We start from the raw sequence: 16208 nt of genomic DNA on the forward strand, positions 1-16208 counted from the left end.
CCGACGGGCCCGGTGCGTACCCGCTACCGGGGAACCGGCACCGGGTCCTCGCCGAAGACCCACGGAGCGAGCACCACGAGCCATCCGTCCGGGTCAGCGAAGAGCAGCGAACCCCGGTCGGGCCAGTACGCGTTGGCCGCCTCCACCGGCCGGTGCCCGCGCCCGCGCAACCTGTCCGCGGCCGCCTCGACGGCCGCGGGTCCGCGCAGGTACAGCACCAGCTGGTTCTCCGGGTGCGCCCGCGGTATGCGCGGCGGCTGCCGTGCTGGGTGATCTCCATGTGCACGGGCGTGCCGGGCAGCCCGAACACGACACCGTCGTAGCCGCCGTGACCCCGCCAGTCGGCCAGCACCGGCAGCTGGAGGTCGTCCCGGTAGAAGGTCAGGACGTCGTCGTAACGGGCGGTGGGGCGGGCGAAGCGGACGGCGCCGACATCGAGGTGTTTCGGCCAGTTGGCAGTCATGCACGGCATTCTCGCCGAGGCCCGGGGGACACGTGATCAGCCCAGGGTCCGGACGTTCTCCGTCTTCGGACCGGGGTCGAAAGTCGGCCGAGTTGCGCCCGCGGGCCGTTCTTTGTTTCCGCCTGGTTGACGGGCGCCCTCCGGCTGACTCACCCTCGAAACATAGGTGTCCGATACAACTGGTTGGCCCGGGGCCGGGCCTGCCCGGATGCAGGAGGAACCCTCATGTGCGGAATCAGCGGATGGATCTCGTACGAACGCGATCTGCGTGCCGAGCAGTCGGTCGTCGACGCGATGACCGAGACCATGGACTGCCGGGGGCCCGACGACCGCGGTACCTGGATCTCGGGCCCCGCCGCGCTCGGTCACCGCAGGCTCGCCGTCATCGACCTGCCGGGCGGCCGGCAGCCCATGACCGTCGACACCCCGCGCGGCACGGTCACCGTCGTCTACTCGGGTGAGACGTACAACTTCACCGAACTGCGCGCCGAACTCGTGGCGCGCGGACACGAGTTCAGCACCGCGTCCGACACCGAGGTGGTCCTGCGCGGCTACGTCGAGTGGGGCGAGGACATCGCCCCCCGGCTGAGCGGCATGTACGCCTTCGCGATCTGGGACGAGTACCGGCAGAAGCTCGTCATGGTCCGTGACCGGATGGGAATCAAGCCCTTCTACTACTACGAGACCCCCGACGGCGTCCTCTTCGGCTCCGAGCCCAAGGCGATCCTCGCCAACCCGCTCGCCCGCCGCGAGGTCGGCCTCGACGGGATGCGCGAACTGCTCGCCTTCGTGAAGACCCCCGGCCACGCAGTCTGGGAGGGCATGCACGAGGTCGAGCCCGGCACCGTCGTGACCGTCTCGCGCACCGGACTGCGCCGGCACGTCTACTGGGAGTTGGCGTCCACCGAGCACACCGACGACCGCGACAGCACGATCGCCCACGTCAGGACGCTGATGGACGACATCGTCCGCCGCCAACTGGTCGCCGACGTCCCCGTGTGCACCCTGCTCTCCGGCGGTCTCGACTCCTCCGCGATGACCGCGCTCGCCGCACAGCAACTCGCGCCCACGGGGGAGCGTGTGCGCAGCTTCGCTGTCGACTTCCTCGGCCAGAGCGAGAACTTCGTCCCCGACGAGTTGCGCGGCACCCCCGACACCCCGTTCGTCCACGACGTGGCGCGTGCCTCCGGCACCGACCATCAGGACATCGTGCTGGACTCGCACGCCCTGGCCGACCCCGAGGTGCGCGCCAAGGTGATCAGGGCCCGCGACCTGCCGATGGGCTTCGGCGACATGGACGCCTCGCTCTACCTCCTCTTCAAGGCGATACGCGAGCACTCGACGGTCGCCCTGTCCGGGGAGTCCGCGGACGAGGTGTTCGGCGGCTACCGGCAGTTCTTCGACGAGGAGGCCCGAGCCGGCGCCACCTTCCCCTGGCTGGGACAGACCGGCCGGCACTTCGGCACCGACGACGACTCCGTGCTCCGCCGCTCCTTCGTCGACGCCCTGGACCTCGGAACGTACATCCAGGACAGCTACGCGAGCGCCGTCCGCGGCATCCAACGCCTCGACTCCGACAGCGACTTCGAGTACCGGATGCGCCGGATGAGCCACCTCCACCTGACCCGGTTCGTCCGCGTCCTGCTCGACCGCAAGGACCGCGCCAGCATGGCCACCGGACTTGAGGTGCGCGTTCCGTTCTGCGACCACCGCCTGGTCGAGTACGTGTACAACGCCCCGTGGGCCCTGAAGTCCTTCGACGGCCGCGAGAAGAGCCTGCTGCGCGAGGCCACCGCCGACGTCCTGCCGCGCTCGGTGTACGACAGGGTGAAGAGTCCCTACCCCTCCACCCAGGACCCCAAGTACGCGCTGGCCCTCCAGGACCACGCCAAGGACCTCCTCGCCGACCCCGGCCACCAGGTCTTCGACCTCGTGGACCGGGACGGGTTGCGCAAGGCCGCAGGGACGGAGTCGCCGCAGAGCACCATGGCCTCCCGCCGGGGCCTCGAAATCACCCTCGACCTGGCGCTCTGGCTGGACATGTACAAGCCGACCCTGGCACTCTCTTGACCTGATCCTGGCGCGGGGGTGGTGGACTTGGGCGCACCGGGCCCACCGGGCGCAGAGGTGCCGGACACGGCGCGGCCCGACGTGCGGGACCCGGGCCCCGGGGACCTGGACGTGCGCGAGCTGGTCGTCTCCCTGCACCGTCTGCTGCGCAGCCTGCGCCGCGCCGCCCCCGTAGGCCGGCTCAGACCCACCGAGCTCATCGTGCTCTCCCTGCTGTACGAGAGGAGCCCGGCCAGGATCGGTGAACTCGCCGCCAAGGTGCCCTGCTCGCAGCCCACCGCCACCGCCGCGATCGCCGCCCTGGAGGGCCGGGGCCTGGTGCGCAGGGAACCCGACCCCAGCGACGGCCGGGCCTGCGCGGTGCTGCTCACCGCGCGCGGCGCCGAGACCCTCAGCGACGTGGCACGCGACGAGGCCGAGGAACTGGCGGCCCGGCTCGCCACCCTGGGCGCGGACGAGGCGCGCGCCGTGCTGGCCACGGCCCCGCTGCTGCGCAGGCTCGCGGAGGCGGGGGAGGCCTGAGGCGGGTGCGGGCCGATTACCACCGGCCCCTCGGACCCACCGCTCAGTCAGCTTCCCGGGCTCGCCCGCTCAGGAGCGCGGGCCCCACAACGGCCCTCGCTCAGGAGCGCGGGCCCCACAACGGCCCTCGCTCAGGAGCGCGGGCCCCACAGCGGCCGATCAGGGCGTGCGACCGACAGCCGCGACCTGTCGGCGCGCCCGCACCACCGGTGCACACCCCACGCCGCAACCGCCCCGACGGCGTACCAGAACAGGTCGGGCGCGTTGAAGGTCGACCCGAACACCAGCCGTAGCAGCCCGCTGCGCGCGCTCAAGTCGGCCGGGACGGAGGTCAGTTGGGCGAACTCAACCGCCCAGCTCACCCCGAGCGCCACGCCCGCCGCACACACCGGCCGCACCCTCGGCAGCGCCACGACCACCAGCGCGTACCACAGCACCGTGTAGAGCGCGTCCCCCGCGTACTTCGCGAAGTCCCCCTCGCCGGCCGCCCGGACACCGAGCGCGGTGGCGATCGTGGCCGCCGCCGCACCGAGCGCGTAACAGCGGCACCGGATCACTCCGTGGCTTCCCGCTCGTCGATGAGGTACGACGACTCGTCGAACAGCTCCAGGAGCACGACGACGAACGCCTCGCGCACCACCACGTACTCCAGCACGATCCCCGGCGCGACATACGCCTTGCGGTACGTCTCGTTGGGCCCGATCTGCGCCGTGGCGAGCTTGTGGAACGGGTCCCGGGACAGCACGCGCACCGCGTGGTCCACCGTGGCCTGCCGCTCGGCGGAGAGGCTGTCGTGGACCGCCTTCGCCTCGACCGTGTACTGGACCTGGGACCGCCGTCCGGTCATCCCTCGTCGCCCAGCTTCCGGAACAGCCCCTCCTGTACCACCGACACCAGCAGCTGTCCGTCCCGGTCGTAGATCCGGCCGCGCGCCAGGCCCCGCCCGCCGGTCGCGATCGGCGACTCCTGGTCGTACAGGAACCACTCGTCCGCCCGGAACGGCCGGTGGAACCACATGGCGTGGTCCAGGGACGCGATGTCGAAGTTCCGCGAGCCCCACAGCGGCTCCACCGGCAGCCGCACCGCGTCGAGCAGTGTCGTGTCGCTCGCGTACGCCAGCGCGCACGTGTGCACCAGCTGGTTGTCGCCGAGCGGCCCCACGGCGCGCATCCACACCGCGCTGCGCGGCTCGGCGCCCTCGATCTCCTCGCGGGTCCAGCGCAGCCCGTCCACGTACCGGATGTCGAAGGGCTGGCGGCGCGCCATGCGCTCCAGGGCCTCCGGCAGATCGCCGAGGTGCTCGCGGATCTCGTCGGCGACCGTGGGCAGTGACTCCGGGTCGGGGACCTCGCGGCGCGGCGGCAGCTGGTGCTCGATGCCGCCCTCCTCCGGCTTGTGGAAGGACGCCGTCAGGTTGAAGATCGTGCGGCCCTGCTGGACGCCCGTGACCCGCCGGGTGGTGAAGGAACGCCCGTCGCGCACCCGCTCCACCTGGTAGACGATCGGCACCCCAGGACGCCCCGGGCGCAGGAAGTAGGCGTGCAGCGAGTGCACCGGGCGTTCGCCGTCCGTGGTGCGGCCCGCGGCGACCAGTGCCTGGCCCGCCACCTGCCCGCCGAAGACCCGCTGGAGGTGCTCCTGGGGGCTGCGGCCGCGGAAGATGTTGACCTCGATCTGCTCCAGGTCGAGCAGATCGACGAGTCTCTCGGCGGGGTTCGTCATTGCTTTCTTTCCTCTTCCGTGTCTCTGGTTCCGTGAGGCTAGAGCTGGCCGACCGAGGTGACCCGGACGACCGCCCTGGCCTCCTCGTCCGACGCCGCCAGGTCGACCTCGGCGCTGATGCCCCAGTCGTGGTCGTCGCTCGGGTCGTCGAAGATCTGCCGGACCCGCCACAGCCCGTGCGCCGGGTCCTCCTCGATGAGCAGCAGCTTGGGGCCGCGCGCGTCCGGCCCGGTGCCGAGGTCGTCGTGCTCGTCCCAGTACGCGTCCATGGCCTCGCCCCACCTGTCCTCGTCCCAGCCGGACTCGGCGTCCAGCTCGCCGAGCGCGTGGACGTTGTCCAGGGCGGCCAGCTCCACGCGGCGGAACATGGCGTTGCGTACGAGGACCCGGAAGGCGCGCGCGTTCGCCGTGACCGGCTTGACCTGGTCGGCCTTCTCCTGTGCCTGCTCCGCCGTCTCGACCTCGGGGTTCGCCAGCTGCTCCCACTCGTCGAGCAGCGAGGAGTCGACCTGGCGCACCAGCTCGCCCAGCCAGGCGATCAGGTCCTGGAGGTCCTCCGACTTGAGGTCGTCCGGGATGGTGTGCTCGAACGCCTTGTACGCGCCGGCGAGATAGCGCAGCACGATCCCCTCGGTGCGCGCCAGCTCGTAGTGCGAGGTGAACTCGGCGAAGGTCATGGCCCGTTCGTACATGTCGCGCACCACCGACTTGGGCGACACCGGGTGGTCGCCGACCCACGGGTGGCTCTTGCGGTACACGTCGTAGGCGTGCCACAGCAGCTCGTCGAGGGGCTTGGGATACGACACGTCCTGCAGGAGCTCCATCCGCTCCTCGTACTCGACGCCGTCCGCCTTCATCTGGCCGACCGCCTCGCCGCGCGCCTTGTTCTGCTGGGCGCCCAGGATCTGCCGGGGGTCGTCCAGCGTCGACTCGACGACGGACACCATGTCCAGCGCGTACGAGGGCGACTCGGGGTCCAGCAGGTCGAAGGCGGCCAGTGCGAACGTCGACAGCGGCTGGTTCAGGGCGAAGTCCTGCTGGAGGTCGACGGTGAGCCGCACGATCCGGCCCTCGGCGTCGGGCGTGTCCAGCTGCTCGACCACTCCTCCGTCCAGCAGCGAGCGGTAGATCGCGATCGCGCGGCGGATGTGCCGCAGCTGCGCCTTGCGCGGCTCGTGGTTGTCCTCCAGCAGGTGGCGCATCGCGTCGAAGGCGTTGCCAGGACGGGCGATGACCGACAGCAGCATGGTGTGCGTGACCCGGAACCTGCTGGTCAGCGGCTCGGGATCGGAGCCGATCAGCTTGTCGAAGGTGGACTCCGACCAGGCGATGAAGCCGTCGGGGGCCTTCTTGCGGACCACCTTGCGGCGCTTCTTGGGGTCATCGCCCGCCTTGGCGAGCGCCTTCTCGTTCTCCACGACGTGCTCGGGCGCCTGCGCCACGACGAAGCCGGCCGTGTCGAAGCCCGCGCGCCCCGCCCGGCCCGCGATCTGGTGGAACTCGCGGGCGCGCAGGGTGCGCACGCGGGTCCCGTCGTACTTCGTCAAGGCGGTGAACAGCACTGTCCGGATCGGCACGTTGACGCCGACGCCCAGCGTGTCCGTACCGCAGATGACCTTCAGCAGGCCGGCCTGTGCCAGCTTCTCCACCAGGCGGCGGTACTTCGGCAGCATGCCCGCGTGGTGCACGCCGATGCCGTGCCGTACGTACCGGGAGAGGTTCTGGCCGAACTTGGTGGTGAAGCGGAAGCTGCCGATCAGATCGGCGATCTTCTCCTTCTCCTCCTTGGTGCACATGTTGATGCTCATCAGCGACTGCGCCCGCTCGACGGCCGCCGCCTGCGTGAAGTGCACGATGTAGACCGGTGACTGCCGGGTGTCGAGCAGCTCGGTGAGCGTCTCGGTGATCGGCGTCATCCGGTACTCGTACGAGAGCGGCACCGGACGCGTGGCGGAGCGCACGACGGCGGTGGGCCGCCCGGTGCGCCGGGTCAGGTCCTTCTCGAACATCGAGACGTCGCCGAGCGTGGCGGACATCAGGATGAACTGCGCCTGCGGCAGCTCCAGGATCGGGATCTGCCAGGCCCAGCCGCGGTCCGCCTCCGCGTAGAAGTGGAACTCGTCCATCACGACCTGGCCGATGTCGGCGTCCTTGCCGTCGCGCAGCGCGATCGAGGCGAGGATCTCCGCGGTGCAGGCGATGACGGGCGCGTCCGCGTTCACGGACGCGTCGCCCGTCAGCATGCCGACGTTCTCCGTGCCGAACAGCTTGCACAGGTCGAAGAACTTCTCCGACACCAGCGCCTTGATCGGCGCCGTGTAGAAGGTGACCTTGTCCTGGGCCAGCGCGGTGAAGTGCGCGCCCGCGGCGACCAGGCTCTTCCCGGACCCCGTCGGCGTGGAAAGGATCACGTTCGCACCGGTGACCACCTCCATCAGCGCCTCCTCCTGCGCCGGATAGAGGGCGATGCCCTGGCCCTCGGCCCAGGTCGAGAAGGCCTCGAAGAGGGTGTCGGGGTCGGCGGTCGTCGGCAGCTGATCGATAAGGGTCACGCCCCCCATCTTGCCTGGCTCGGGTACGGATCGGGGAACCGGAGGGTACGTGCAAGATCATCACGGATAGGGTGACGGGTCAGCCCATCGGCGGCCGGGGCGCAACTCGGCCGCGCCAGGGAAGAGATGGGACACAGGAGCACATGGGGCGGGTACGAGCATGATGGGACCGGCGCACTCTCTGTCGGGAGCAGCGGCGTGGCTGGGGGTCGGCGCGGCGACCGCCGCCTGGGGGTACCCGATGCCCTGGCCGGTGCTCGTCGTCGGCGCACTGATCTGCGCGGGCGCGGCGCTCGCCCCCGACCTGGACCACAAGGCGGCGACCATCTCGCGGGCCTTCGGTCCGGTCTCGCGGCTGCTGTGCGAGATCGTCGACAAGCTCTCCGCCGCCGTGTACAAGGCCACCCGCGGCAAGGGCGACCCGCGCAGGAACGGCGGACACCGCACCCTCACCCACACCTGGGTGTGGGCGGTGGCGATAGGTGCCGGCTGCTCGGCCGCCGCGGTCTGGGGCGGGCGCTGGGCGGTGCTCGGCGTCCTCTTCGTACACCTCGTGCTCGCGGTGGAAGGCCTGCTGTGGCGGGCCGCCCGGGTTTCCAGCGACGTACTGGTGTGGCTGCTCGGCGCGACCAGCGCATGGATCCTGGCCGGGGTGCTCGACAAGCCGGGCAACGGCTCGGACTGGCTGTTCACCGCCCCGGGGCAGGAGTACCTGTGGCTCGGTCTGCCGGTGGTGCTCGGGGCGCTGGTGCACGACATCGGGGACGCGCTGACCGTCTCCGGCTGCCCGATCCTGTGGCCCATCCCGATCGGCAAGAAGCGCTGGTACCCGATCGGCCCGCCGAAGGTGCTGCGGTTCAGGGCGGGGAGCTGGGTGGAGCTGAAGGTGCTGATGCCGCTGTTCATGCTGCTCGGGGGAGCGGGCGGGGCGGCGGCACTGGGCTTCATCTGAGCACGGGGGCGACGGGGTCCGGCCGCGGACCCCGTGCGCCGTGTCCCGCGTGCCCGGGGCGGCCTTCTCGCGCGTCGAGGGCGGGTGTACGTTCGGGCCAGTGCACCTTTCTGGAAAGGTAGTGACACGTGTCAACAGTGGATTCGGCCGCACCGGACGAGCTCGTCGTCAAGACCGGCGCGGGGGCCCTGCGCGGGACCGTCCGCCACGAGAGCCACGCCTGGCTGGGCGTGCCGTTCGCGCAGCCGCCGGTGGGGGACCTCAAGTGGCGGGCGCCGCGGCCCGTGCCCGCCTGGGAGGGCGTGCGTGAGGCGGTGGAGTTCGGCCCGGCAGCGGTGCAGCTGCCGCGGTTCGACCCGACGGAGCCGCCGTACGAGGGTGACAGCGAGGACTGCCTCTACCTGAACGTCTTCGTGCCCGCGGCCCCGGCTGCCGCCGCCCGCCCCGTCCTGGTCTGGATCCACGGCGGCGGATTCATCTTCGGCACCGGCAAGGACTACGACGGCTCCGTCCTCGCGGAGCGCGGCGACGTGGTCGTGGTCACCCTGAACTACCGGCTCAGCTCCTGGGGCTTCCTGCACCTTGCGGGGGTCGACCCCGAGGTGGCCGACTCCAACGTGGGTGTACGGGACCAGGTCGCGGCCCTGGAATGGGTGCGCGACAACATCGCGGCCTTCGGCGGCGACCCGGCGCGCGTCACGGTCGCCGGCGAGTCGGCGGGCGGCATGAGCGTCGGCACCCTGCTGGGCGTCCCGGCCGCCCGGGGCCTCTTCCGCGGCGCGGTGCTGCTCAGCGGCAGCGCGGCCCAACTCCAGGACGCCGCCACCGGCACGGCCGCCGCGAAGGCGTTCCTGGCGCGACTCGGCATCCCCGACTCGGACCCGGGCCGCCTGCGCGAGACACCTGTGGCGGCGATCCGGGCCGCCGCGGCCGAGTTCTCGATGTCCGGCGGACACGACGGCAAGCAGGGCATCCCGTTCCTCCCGGTCGTCGACGGCGACCTCATACCGGACGTCCCTCTGTCCGCCGTCGCGGACGGCGCGGTCGCGGACGTCCCGCTGCTGGTGGCGTACTGCCGCGACGAGATGGCCATCTTCACGTTCATGGGTGACGACAACGCGGTCACCCGGTCCCTTGAGGCGTCGGTCGGCCCGGAGGCCTGGGCCCAACTCCTGCGGCATTACGCGGCGTTCGAGCCGGAGGGGGCGGCCGTCGGCGGCAACGCGCGCAAGACGCTGCTCGGTGACGCGATGTTCACGATGCCGTCGGTACGGATCGCCGAGGCACAGACCAGGGCCGGCGGCCGGGCTTGGCTGCACCGGTTCGACCACCAGCCGCCCATGGCGCCGTACGACGTCCTCGGGCCCACCCACGCGGCGGACATCCCGTGCCTGTGGAGCCGCGCCCCCTCCTTCGACCTGGCCTCGCTCAGCGGCAGGCCGGCGGACGGCTTCCTGGCCATGGGCGAGGCGGACCGGGCGGCCTCGGCGGCGTTGCAGGACGCCGTACTCTCGCTGGTGCGCGAGGGCCGCCCGAGCCTTCCGGACGGCCCGCACTGGCCCGCGTACGACGAGGCCTCGCGCGCCCAGATGCTGATCAAGGCCACGCCGGAGCTGGCACTCGACCCGACGGGGGAGCGGCGCAAGGCCTGGGAGGGGGTACGGGGGTGAGCCTCGGGTGATGCTGGGGGCCTCCCCTCCGGACGGCCTCCTCTCCGGGCGGCCTCCCCCCCCGGGCGGGAGCCCCCGCTCCTACCCGTGCCACGACCGCCACAGCGCCGAGTACGCCCCGCCCGCCGCCACCAGCTCGTCGTGGCTGCCCAGCTCCGCGATGCGGCCCTCCTCGACGACCGCGATCACGTCCGCGTCGTGCGCGGTGTGCAGGCGGTGGGCGATGGCGATCACCGTCCGGCCGTCGAGGACCCGGGCCAGGGACCGCTCCAGCTGGCGGGCGGCCCGCGGGTCCAGGAGCGAGGTCGCCTCGTCGAGGACCAGCGTGTGCGGGTCCGCCAGGACGAGTCGCGCCAGCGCGATCTGCTGGGCCTGCGCCGGGGTCAGCGCGAAACCGCCCGAGCCGACCTCGGTGTCGAGGCCCGACTCCAGGCCCCGTGCCCAGCCGTCCGCGTCCACCGCGCCCAGCGCCGCCCACAGTTCGGCGTCACCGGCGGCGGTGCGGGCCAGGCGCAGGTTGTCCCGGAGGGTACCCACGAAGACGTGGTGCTCCTGGTTGACCAGGGCCACGTGCGAGCGGACCTTCTCCGCCTGCATGCGGGCCAGTTCGGCGCCGCCCAGGGTCAGTGCGCCCGTGCGGGGCGCGTAGATGCCCGCCATCAGACGGCCCAGCGTCGACTTGCCCGCGCCCGAGGGGCCCACCAGGGCCACCCGGGTCCCCGGCGCCACGTCGAGCGACACCTGGTGCAGTACGTCGACTCCCTCGCGGTACCCGAAGTGCACGTCGTCCGAGCGCAGTTGGCGGCCGTCGGGGGACACCGACGCGTCACCCGCGTCCGGCTCGATGTCCCGCACGCCCACCAGCCGCGCCAACGACACCTGCGCCACCTGGAGTTCGTCGTACCAGCGCAGGATGAGGTTGACCGGGTCGACCAGCATCTGGGCGAGCAGCGCCCCCGTGGTCAGCTGTCCGACCGTGAGCAGACCCTCCAGGACGAGGACTCCGCCGATGACGACCGACGCGCACAGGATGGTGATGTGGGTGGCGTTGATGACGGGGAACAGGACGGTGCGCAGCCACAGCGTGTAGCGCTCCCAGGCGGTCCACTCCTTGATCCGCAGCTCGGAGAGCGCGACCCGTCGTGCGCCCAGCCGGTGGGCCTCGACGGTGCGGCCCGCGTCGACCGTCTCCGCGAGGGCGGCGGCCACGGCCGCGTACCCCGCGGCCTCCGACCGGTAGGCGGACGGTGCCCGCCTGAAGTACCAACGGCAGCCCACGACCAGCACCGGCAGGGCCACCAGCACGGCCAGCGCCAGCGGCGGCGCCGTCACCGTCAGGCCCGCGATCAGCAGGAAGGCCCACACCACACCGATCGCGAGCTGCGGCACCGCCTCGCGCATCGCGTTGGCCAGCCGGTCGATGTCGGTGGTGATGCGCGACAGCAGGTCCCCGGTGCCCGCCCGCTCCAGGACGCCGGGCGGCAGTCCCACCGCGCGTACCAGGAAGTCCTCGCGCAGGTCGGCGAGCATCTCCTCGCCCAGCATCGCACCGCGCAGCCTGGTCAGCCCCACGAAGAGTGCCTGGACGAGCAGCGCGGCGCCGAACATACCCGCCACCAGCCCCGGCCGGAGGTCCTCCGTACCCGCAGTCAGCTCCTCGATCACGTCACCGAGCAGGTAGGGCCCCACCATCGACGCGACCACCGCGAGGGTGTTGAAGGCGATCAGGGAGACGAACGCCGTACGGTGCCGGCGCAGCAGCATGCTCACGTACGACCGGACAGTCGTCGGGCTGCCGACCGGCAGCGTGGTCGCCGACTCCGGGGCCGCCGGATCGTAGGGCGGGGGCGCCACCCCGATCCGGGGTGCCTTGGCGGCGGGGGCCTCGGGCGCACCCTTGCCGAGCGTGGTGCTCATGCCGACTCCTCGATCTCTTCTCGTACGTCCAGCCGGTGCGGCTGCGCGCCCCCGGCGCTCTCTTCGTCCGTCTCGCGGGTGACGACCGCCCGGTAGCGCGGTTCGGTGTGCAGCAGCTCGCGGTGTCGGCCGACCGCGACGACCTCGCCCTCATGGACGAACACGACGCGTTCCGCCTGGTCGAGCAGCAGCGGGGAGGAGGCCAGGACCACGGTCGTACGACCGGACCTCAGCCGTTGGACACCCGCTGCCACCCGCGCCTCGGTGTGCGAGTCGACGGCCGACGTCGGCTCGTCCAGGACCAGCACCTCGGGGTCTGTCACCAACGACCGCGCCAGAGCGAGGCGTTGGCGCTGACCGCCGGAGAGCGACCGGCCGCGCTCGGTGATCCGGGTGTGCATCGGATCGCCGTCGGACCCGGCCGACGCCTGGGCGAGCGCCGCCAGCACATCCGTGCACTGCGCGGCCTCCAGCGCGTCCGCAGCGGAGACCTCTCCCGACGCGGGTACGTCGAGGAGTTCTCGCAGGGTCCCCGAGAGCAGTACCGGATCCTTGTCCTGCACGAGCACCGAGGCGCGGGCGGCGGCCAGCGGCAGTCCGTCCAGGGCGACCCCACCGAGCAGTACGGACGCGGCCCTGACCGCCCCCTCCTCGGGCGCGGGTCCGTCCGCGGGATGCCCGCCGAGGCGGTCGGCGAGCCGGCCCGCGACGTCCGGGTCGCCGCACACCACGGCCGTGAACCGGCCGGCCGGCGCGAGCAGCCCGGTCACCGGGTCGTACAGGTCCCCGGTGGGCGACTGCGCGGCGTCGAGGCCGTCCCCGGGGGCGGTGCGGCGCAGCGCCAGCACCCTGGCCGCGCGCTTGGCCGACGGCTTGGAGAAGGAGTACGCCATGGCGATCTCCTCGAAGTGCCGCAGCGGGTACATCAGGAGCGTCACCGCGCTGTACACCGTGACCAGCTCACCGATCGTCACCGTGCCCTGGCGGGCGAGGTTCGCCCCGTACCAGACCACGCTCACCAGGAGCAGCCCCGGCAGCAGCACCTGCACCGCCGCGATCAGCGCCCACATCCGGGCACTGCGCACCGCGGCCCGCCTGACCTGCTGGGAGGACTCGCGGTAGCGGTCCAGGAACAGTTCCTCGCCGCCGATGCCGCGCAGCACACGCAGGCCTGCGACGGTGTCGGAGGCGAGCTCCGTGGCCCGGCCCGCCTTCTCCCGCTGCTCGTCGGCGCGCCTGGTCGCCTTCGGCAGCAGCGGCAGTACGGCGAGGGCCAGCGCGGGCACGCCGACCGCGACGACCACACCCAGCGCGGGCTGGTAGACCACCAGGCCGACGCAGACGATCACCAGCGCGAGCAGGGCTGCCGCGAACCGCGACAGCGCCTCGACGAACCAGCCGATCTTCTCGACGTCACCCGTGGAGACGGCCACCACCTCGCCCGCCGCGACCCGGCGGGTGAGCGCCGCGCCCAGTTCGGCCGTCCTGCGGGCCAGCAACTGCTGGACACGGGCGGCCGCGGTGATCCAGTTCGTGACGGCGACGCGGTGCAGCATGGTGTCGCCCAGTGCGAGGGCCACACCCATCAGCACCAGCAGCCCTGCGGCCAGTGCGAGCCGGCCGCCTGAGCGGTCGACCACGGCCTGCACGGCGAGGCCGACGCCCAGCGGCAGCCCGGCCACGCCCAGTTGGTGCAGCAGCCCCCAGGCCATGGCCTTGAGCTGCCCGCCCCGCTGGCCGAGGCCGAGCCACCACAGGAAACGGCCCCCGGAGCGGACGTCGGGCTCGCCGGGGTCTGAGTACGGAAGATCGCGAATTTGCATGGGGCCCTACGGCTCGGTGTGACGGCTCTGGAACAGGAACGGACAGGCGGCGCAAACCGTGCAAGGTTGACCCCGCGGAGCCGTCCGAAGCAATCGATTTATGTCCGTCACCGCCCGGAACGCGCCAATGTCCACGAGCGGCTGCGGGCGCCGCGCCGGGCCGGCGGAGCCGGTGCGCCGGCGCCCAGGGGGCGGTGGCAGCATGGGCGGTATGCCGATGTCCAACGGTGCGAATCTCTCGAAGGCTCGCCGCTCCCTGAGGATTCCCGCCGTCGCGGGTGCGACGGCCGGGCTGCTGCTCCTGACGGCCTGCGGTGCGGGTGACGGCGGTACGCAGCACAGACCGGCCGCCGTCGCGTCCGCGCCGGCCGCCTCCCCGACCCGTGACCTGAAACGGATCCCCGACGTGGGCGACCGGCTCCAGGCCCGGATTCCGGCGGACTCACGTCAGGTGGTCGCGGTCTACGGCGAGTCCAGGAACTCGCCGGACGCCACGGTCGTCCTCTACGACAAGCAGGGCGCGACCTGGGACGAGGCAGGGCGCTGGCCCGCGCACAACGGCGTACGGGGCTGGGCCCCCGACCACCGCGAGGACGACAAGCGCACCCCGGCCGGGGTGTTCACGCTGTCCGACGCGGGCGGCGTGCTTCCCGACCCGGGCGCCAAGCTGCCGTACACCAGGTCGTCGTCCTTCGCCGCCCCGCGCAGCTGGGCGAAGACGCACTGGCACGACTTCGACTACGTCATTGCGATCGACTACAACCGCGTCAAGGGCGCCCCGCCGAACGACCCGGTCCGCCCGCAGGGGCAGAAGAAGGGCGGCGGGATCTGGCTGCACATGGACCACGGCAGCGGCACCTCCGCCTGCGTGAGCGTCTCCAGGACGGCGATGGAAACCCTGTTGCGGAGCATCGACCCGGCGCGCGGACCGGTCGTGGTGATGGGCGACAAGCAGTATCTGAAGGGCTGAACGGCGGAGCGGCCGTGGGCCCTCGCGGCCGGAGGGGGTACGGCTCCGCCGAGCCGTACCCCCCTTGCCTTGCCGTACCCGCTACGGGCGGATGGCGTGCGCCCTCAGCCGGTCGGCTTCTTCGAGTCGACGCCCGGCCTGGCCTTGCGCCACTCGCCCCGGGTGAAGTCCGGGATCTGCTGCGGCGCGCCCTTCGCCCGGATCGACAGGTGGCTCAGCGGTACCGGCGCCGTCCACGTCGCCGCGTCGTACACGTCGAAGTCCGGGACCAGACCCAGTTGCATGCACTGCATCAGCCGGAAGAGCATCAGATAGTCCATGCCGCCGTGGCCACCGGGAGGGTTGGAGTGCTCCTTCCACAGCCAGTGGTCCCACTCCGCGTACTTCCCGAAGTCGTCCCACTCGTCGTTGGTGTTGGTGGGCTCCAGGTAGATGCGCTCCGGGTAGTCCTCGAAGAGTCCCAGGGTGCCGCCGAGGCTGTTGATCCTGCTGTACGGATGCGGGGTCGACACGTCGTGCTCAAGACGGATGACGCGGCCCTTGGCGGTCTGGACGAGGCTGATCGTACGGTCGCTCTCGATGTACGACTCCTTCCAGCTCGGGTCGCCGGCCGGCATGTGCTGCTTGCGGTACGCGGCCAGACCGAGTGAGGGGGAGCCGACACTGACGACGCTCACCGCGCGGTCACCGCGGTTGACGTCCATGTAGTTGCCGACGGGACCGAATCCGTGGTTGGGGTAGAGATCGCCGCGCAGCCGGGTGTGCCACAGTCGGCGCCACGGACCCTCGTAGTAGGTGGGGTCGAACATCAGACCGCGCAGGTCGTGGTTGTACGCGCCCGCGCCGTGCAGCAGATCGCCGAACAGCCCCGCGTGGGCCATCCGCAGTACCCGCATCTCGTTCCTGCCATAACAGCAGTTCTCCAGCTGCATGCAGTGGCGTCTGGTGCGCTCCGAGGTGTTGACCAGGTCCCAGAGTTCTTCGAGGCGCATGGCGAGCGGACACTCGACGCCGACGTGCTTGCCGTTCAGCATGGCGGTCTTGGACATCTCGTAGTGGAAGTCCCACGGCGTGGCGATGTACACGAAGTCGATGTCACCGCGCTTGCAGAGGTTGCGGTAGTCGTCCTCGTTCTTGGTGTAGAGCGCCGGGGCGGGCTGCCCCGCCTTGACCACCTTCGCGGCCGCCTTCTCGGCCTTGGCACGGACCGGGTCGCAGACGGCCACGATCTTGACGTTCGGCAGGGCGAGGAAGAGGTCGATCATGCCGTCGCCGCGGTTGCCGAGGCCGATCATGCCGACCCGGACGGTGGAACGCCGCTCGAAGGGCACCCCCGCCATGGTCTTGCCCTGACGTGCGGGCTCCGCCGCGGCCACGCCGCCCGTCTCGGCGGCGGTCGCGCTGTTGGCCGCGCCGATTGCGCCACCGAGACCCAGCCCCAGCCCGGCACCGACCGCGCCGGCGCCACGCAGGGCGGAACGGCGTGAGACGCCGTCGGGGGAGTCGGTCGAGGCGTCGGGAGCCGGTGCGGTCCTGTCGTCGTACAT

13 protein-coding genes and 1 pseudogene are annotated in these 16208 nt (G+C 71.8%); 5 read left to right on the forward strand and 9 right to left on the reverse strand.

Annotation, left to right across the window (positions count from 1 at the left end; all coding sequences use genetic code 11):
* Positions 1–23: 23 nt before the first annotated feature.
* Both ACIQM4_RS22830 and ACIQM4_RS22835 read right to left on the reverse strand, forming a co-directional pair.
* Positions 24–218, reverse strand: coding sequence for a hypothetical protein (locus ACIQM4_RS22830; protein ID WP_401594506.1), 195 nt, complete (start codon positions 216–218; stop codon positions 24–26).
* 110 nt (positions 219–328) lie between these two features.
* Positions 329–472: pseudogene (locus tag ACIQM4_RS22835) on the reverse strand (VOC family protein); the annotation flags it as partial.
* Between the two features lie 216 nt (positions 473–688).
* On the opposite strand from ACIQM4_RS22835, the gene asnB reads away from it, so the two are divergent.
* Both asnB and ACIQM4_RS22845 read left to right on the forward strand, forming a co-directional pair.
* Positions 689–2533, forward strand: a complete 1845-nt coding sequence (asnB, locus tag ACIQM4_RS22840) for an asparagine synthase (glutamine-hydrolyzing) (protein ID WP_401594508.1) — start codon at positions 689–691, stop codon at positions 2531–2533.
* 27 nt (positions 2534–2560) lie between these two features.
* Entirely contained in the window at positions 2561–3055 is a 495-nt protein-coding gene (locus ACIQM4_RS22845) for a MarR family winged helix-turn-helix transcriptional regulator (RefSeq protein ID WP_401594511.1), read from the forward strand.
* Positions 3056–3186: 131 nt separating this feature from the next.
* On the opposite strand, the gene ACIQM4_RS22850 is transcribed toward ACIQM4_RS22845, so the two are convergent.
* From ACIQM4_RS22850 to ACIQM4_RS22865, 4 genes are read right to left on the reverse strand one after another with little or no spacing between them, the layout of a single operon-like run.
* On the reverse strand, positions 3187–3612 hold the full coding sequence (locus ACIQM4_RS22850) for a DUF2809 domain-containing protein (protein ID WP_401594514.1): 426 nt from the start codon (positions 3610–3612) through the stop codon (positions 3187–3189).
* Positions 3609–3902: a hypothetical protein gene (locus tag ACIQM4_RS22855; RefSeq protein ID WP_401594516.1), complete on the reverse strand. Its 294-nt coding sequence runs from the start codon at positions 3900–3902 to the stop codon at positions 3609–3611. Before ACIQM4_RS22855 ends, ACIQM4_RS22850 begins: the two co-directional genes overlap by 4 nt.
* Positions 3899–4777 carry an acyl-CoA thioesterase gene (locus ACIQM4_RS22860; protein WP_401594518.1) on the reverse strand — a complete coding sequence of 293 codons (879 nt, stop codon included), beginning with the start codon at positions 4775–4777 and terminating at the stop codon, positions 3899–3901. Before ACIQM4_RS22860 ends, ACIQM4_RS22855 begins: the two co-directional genes overlap by 4 nt.
* Before the next feature lie 38 nt (positions 4778–4815).
* Positions 4816–7329 carry a DEAD/DEAH box helicase gene (locus ACIQM4_RS22865; protein WP_401594520.1) on the reverse strand — a complete coding sequence of 838 codons (2514 nt, stop codon included), beginning with the start codon at positions 7327–7329 and terminating at the stop codon, positions 4816–4818.
* A 160-nt stretch (positions 7330–7489) separates the two neighbouring features.
* On the opposite strand from ACIQM4_RS22865, the gene ACIQM4_RS22870 reads away from it, so the two are divergent.
* Both ACIQM4_RS22870 and ACIQM4_RS22875 read left to right on the forward strand, forming a co-directional pair.
* Positions 7490–8281 carry a metal-dependent hydrolase gene (locus tag ACIQM4_RS22870; protein ID WP_401594523.1) on the forward strand — a complete coding sequence of 264 codons (792 nt, stop codon included), beginning with the start codon at positions 7490–7492 and terminating at the stop codon, positions 8279–8281.
* A gap of 128 nt (positions 8282–8409) precedes the next feature.
* Positions 8410–9951, forward strand: coding sequence for a carboxylesterase/lipase family protein (locus ACIQM4_RS22875; RefSeq protein WP_401594526.1), 1542 nt, complete (start codon positions 8410–8412; stop codon positions 9949–9951).
* A gap of 81 nt (positions 9952–10032) precedes the next feature.
* On the opposite strand, the gene ACIQM4_RS22880 is transcribed toward ACIQM4_RS22875, so the two are convergent.
* Both ACIQM4_RS22880 and ACIQM4_RS22885 read right to left on the reverse strand, forming a co-directional pair.
* Positions 10033–11868 (reverse strand): ABC transporter ATP-binding protein, encoded by a 1836-nt coding sequence (locus ACIQM4_RS22880; RefSeq protein WP_401594529.1) that lies wholly within the window; start codon positions 11866–11868, stop codon positions 10033–10035.
* Positions 11865–13691, reverse strand: coding sequence for an ABC transporter transmembrane domain-containing protein (locus ACIQM4_RS22885; protein WP_401594532.1), 1827 nt, complete (start codon positions 13689–13691; stop codon positions 11865–11867). The genes ACIQM4_RS22880 and ACIQM4_RS22885 overlap by 4 nt, the downstream gene beginning before the upstream one ends.
* A 211-nt stretch (positions 13692–13902) precedes the next feature.
* Here ACIQM4_RS22885 and ACIQM4_RS22890 point away from each other — a divergent pair, with 211 nt between their 5' ends.
* The gene (locus tag ACIQM4_RS22890; protein WP_401594535.1) at positions 13903–14661 is read left to right on the forward strand and encodes a L,D-transpeptidase family protein; all 759 of its coding nucleotides are present in this window, start codon (positions 13903–13905) and stop codon (positions 14659–14661) included.
* 104 nt (positions 14662–14765) lie between these two features.
* Here the strand turns inward: ACIQM4_RS22890 and ACIQM4_RS22895 are convergent, their stop codons facing one another.
* Complete coding sequence (locus ACIQM4_RS22895; protein ID WP_401594538.1) at positions 14766–16208, reverse strand: Gfo/Idh/MocA family protein; 1443 nt, start codon at positions 16206–16208, stop codon at positions 14766–14768.

This window comes from Streptomyces sp. NPDC091272 (assembly GCF_044757485.1).
Taxonomy (GTDB): Bacteria; Actinomycetota; Actinomycetes; order Streptomycetales; family Streptomycetaceae; genus Streptomyces.

Bases quoted from the DNA above. Each gene is read 5' to 3' on its own strand.
- asnB (WP_401594508.1), top strand. From the start codon at position 689: ATGTGCGGAATCAGCGGATGGATCTCGTACGAACGCGATCTGCGTGCC.
- ACIQM4_RS22855 (WP_401594516.1), bottom strand. From the start codon at position 3,902: ATGACCGGACGGCGGTCCCAGGTCCAGTACACGGTCGAGGCGAAGGCG.
- ACIQM4_RS22860 (WP_401594518.1), bottom strand. From the start codon at position 4,777: ATGACGAACCCCGCCGAGAGACTCGTCGATCTGCTCGACCTGGAGCAG.
- ACIQM4_RS22870 (WP_401594523.1), top strand. From the start codon at position 7,490: ATGATGGGACCGGCGCACTCTCTGTCGGGAGCAGCGGCGTGGCTGGGG.
- ACIQM4_RS22880 (WP_401594529.1), bottom strand. From the start codon at position 11,868: ATGAGCACCACGCTCGGCAAGGGTGCGCCCGAGGCCCCCGCCGCCAAG.
- ACIQM4_RS22885 (WP_401594532.1), bottom strand. From the start codon at position 13,691: ATGCAAATTCGCGATCTTCCGTACTCAGACCCCGGCGAGCCCGACGTC.
- ACIQM4_RS22890 (WP_401594535.1), top strand. From the start codon at position 13,903: ATGCCGATGTCCAACGGTGCGAATCTCTCGAAGGCTCGCCGCTCCCTG.
- ACIQM4_RS22895 (WP_401594538.1), bottom strand. From the start codon at position 16,208: ATGTACGACGACAGGACCGCACCGGCTCCCGACGCCTCGACCGACTCC.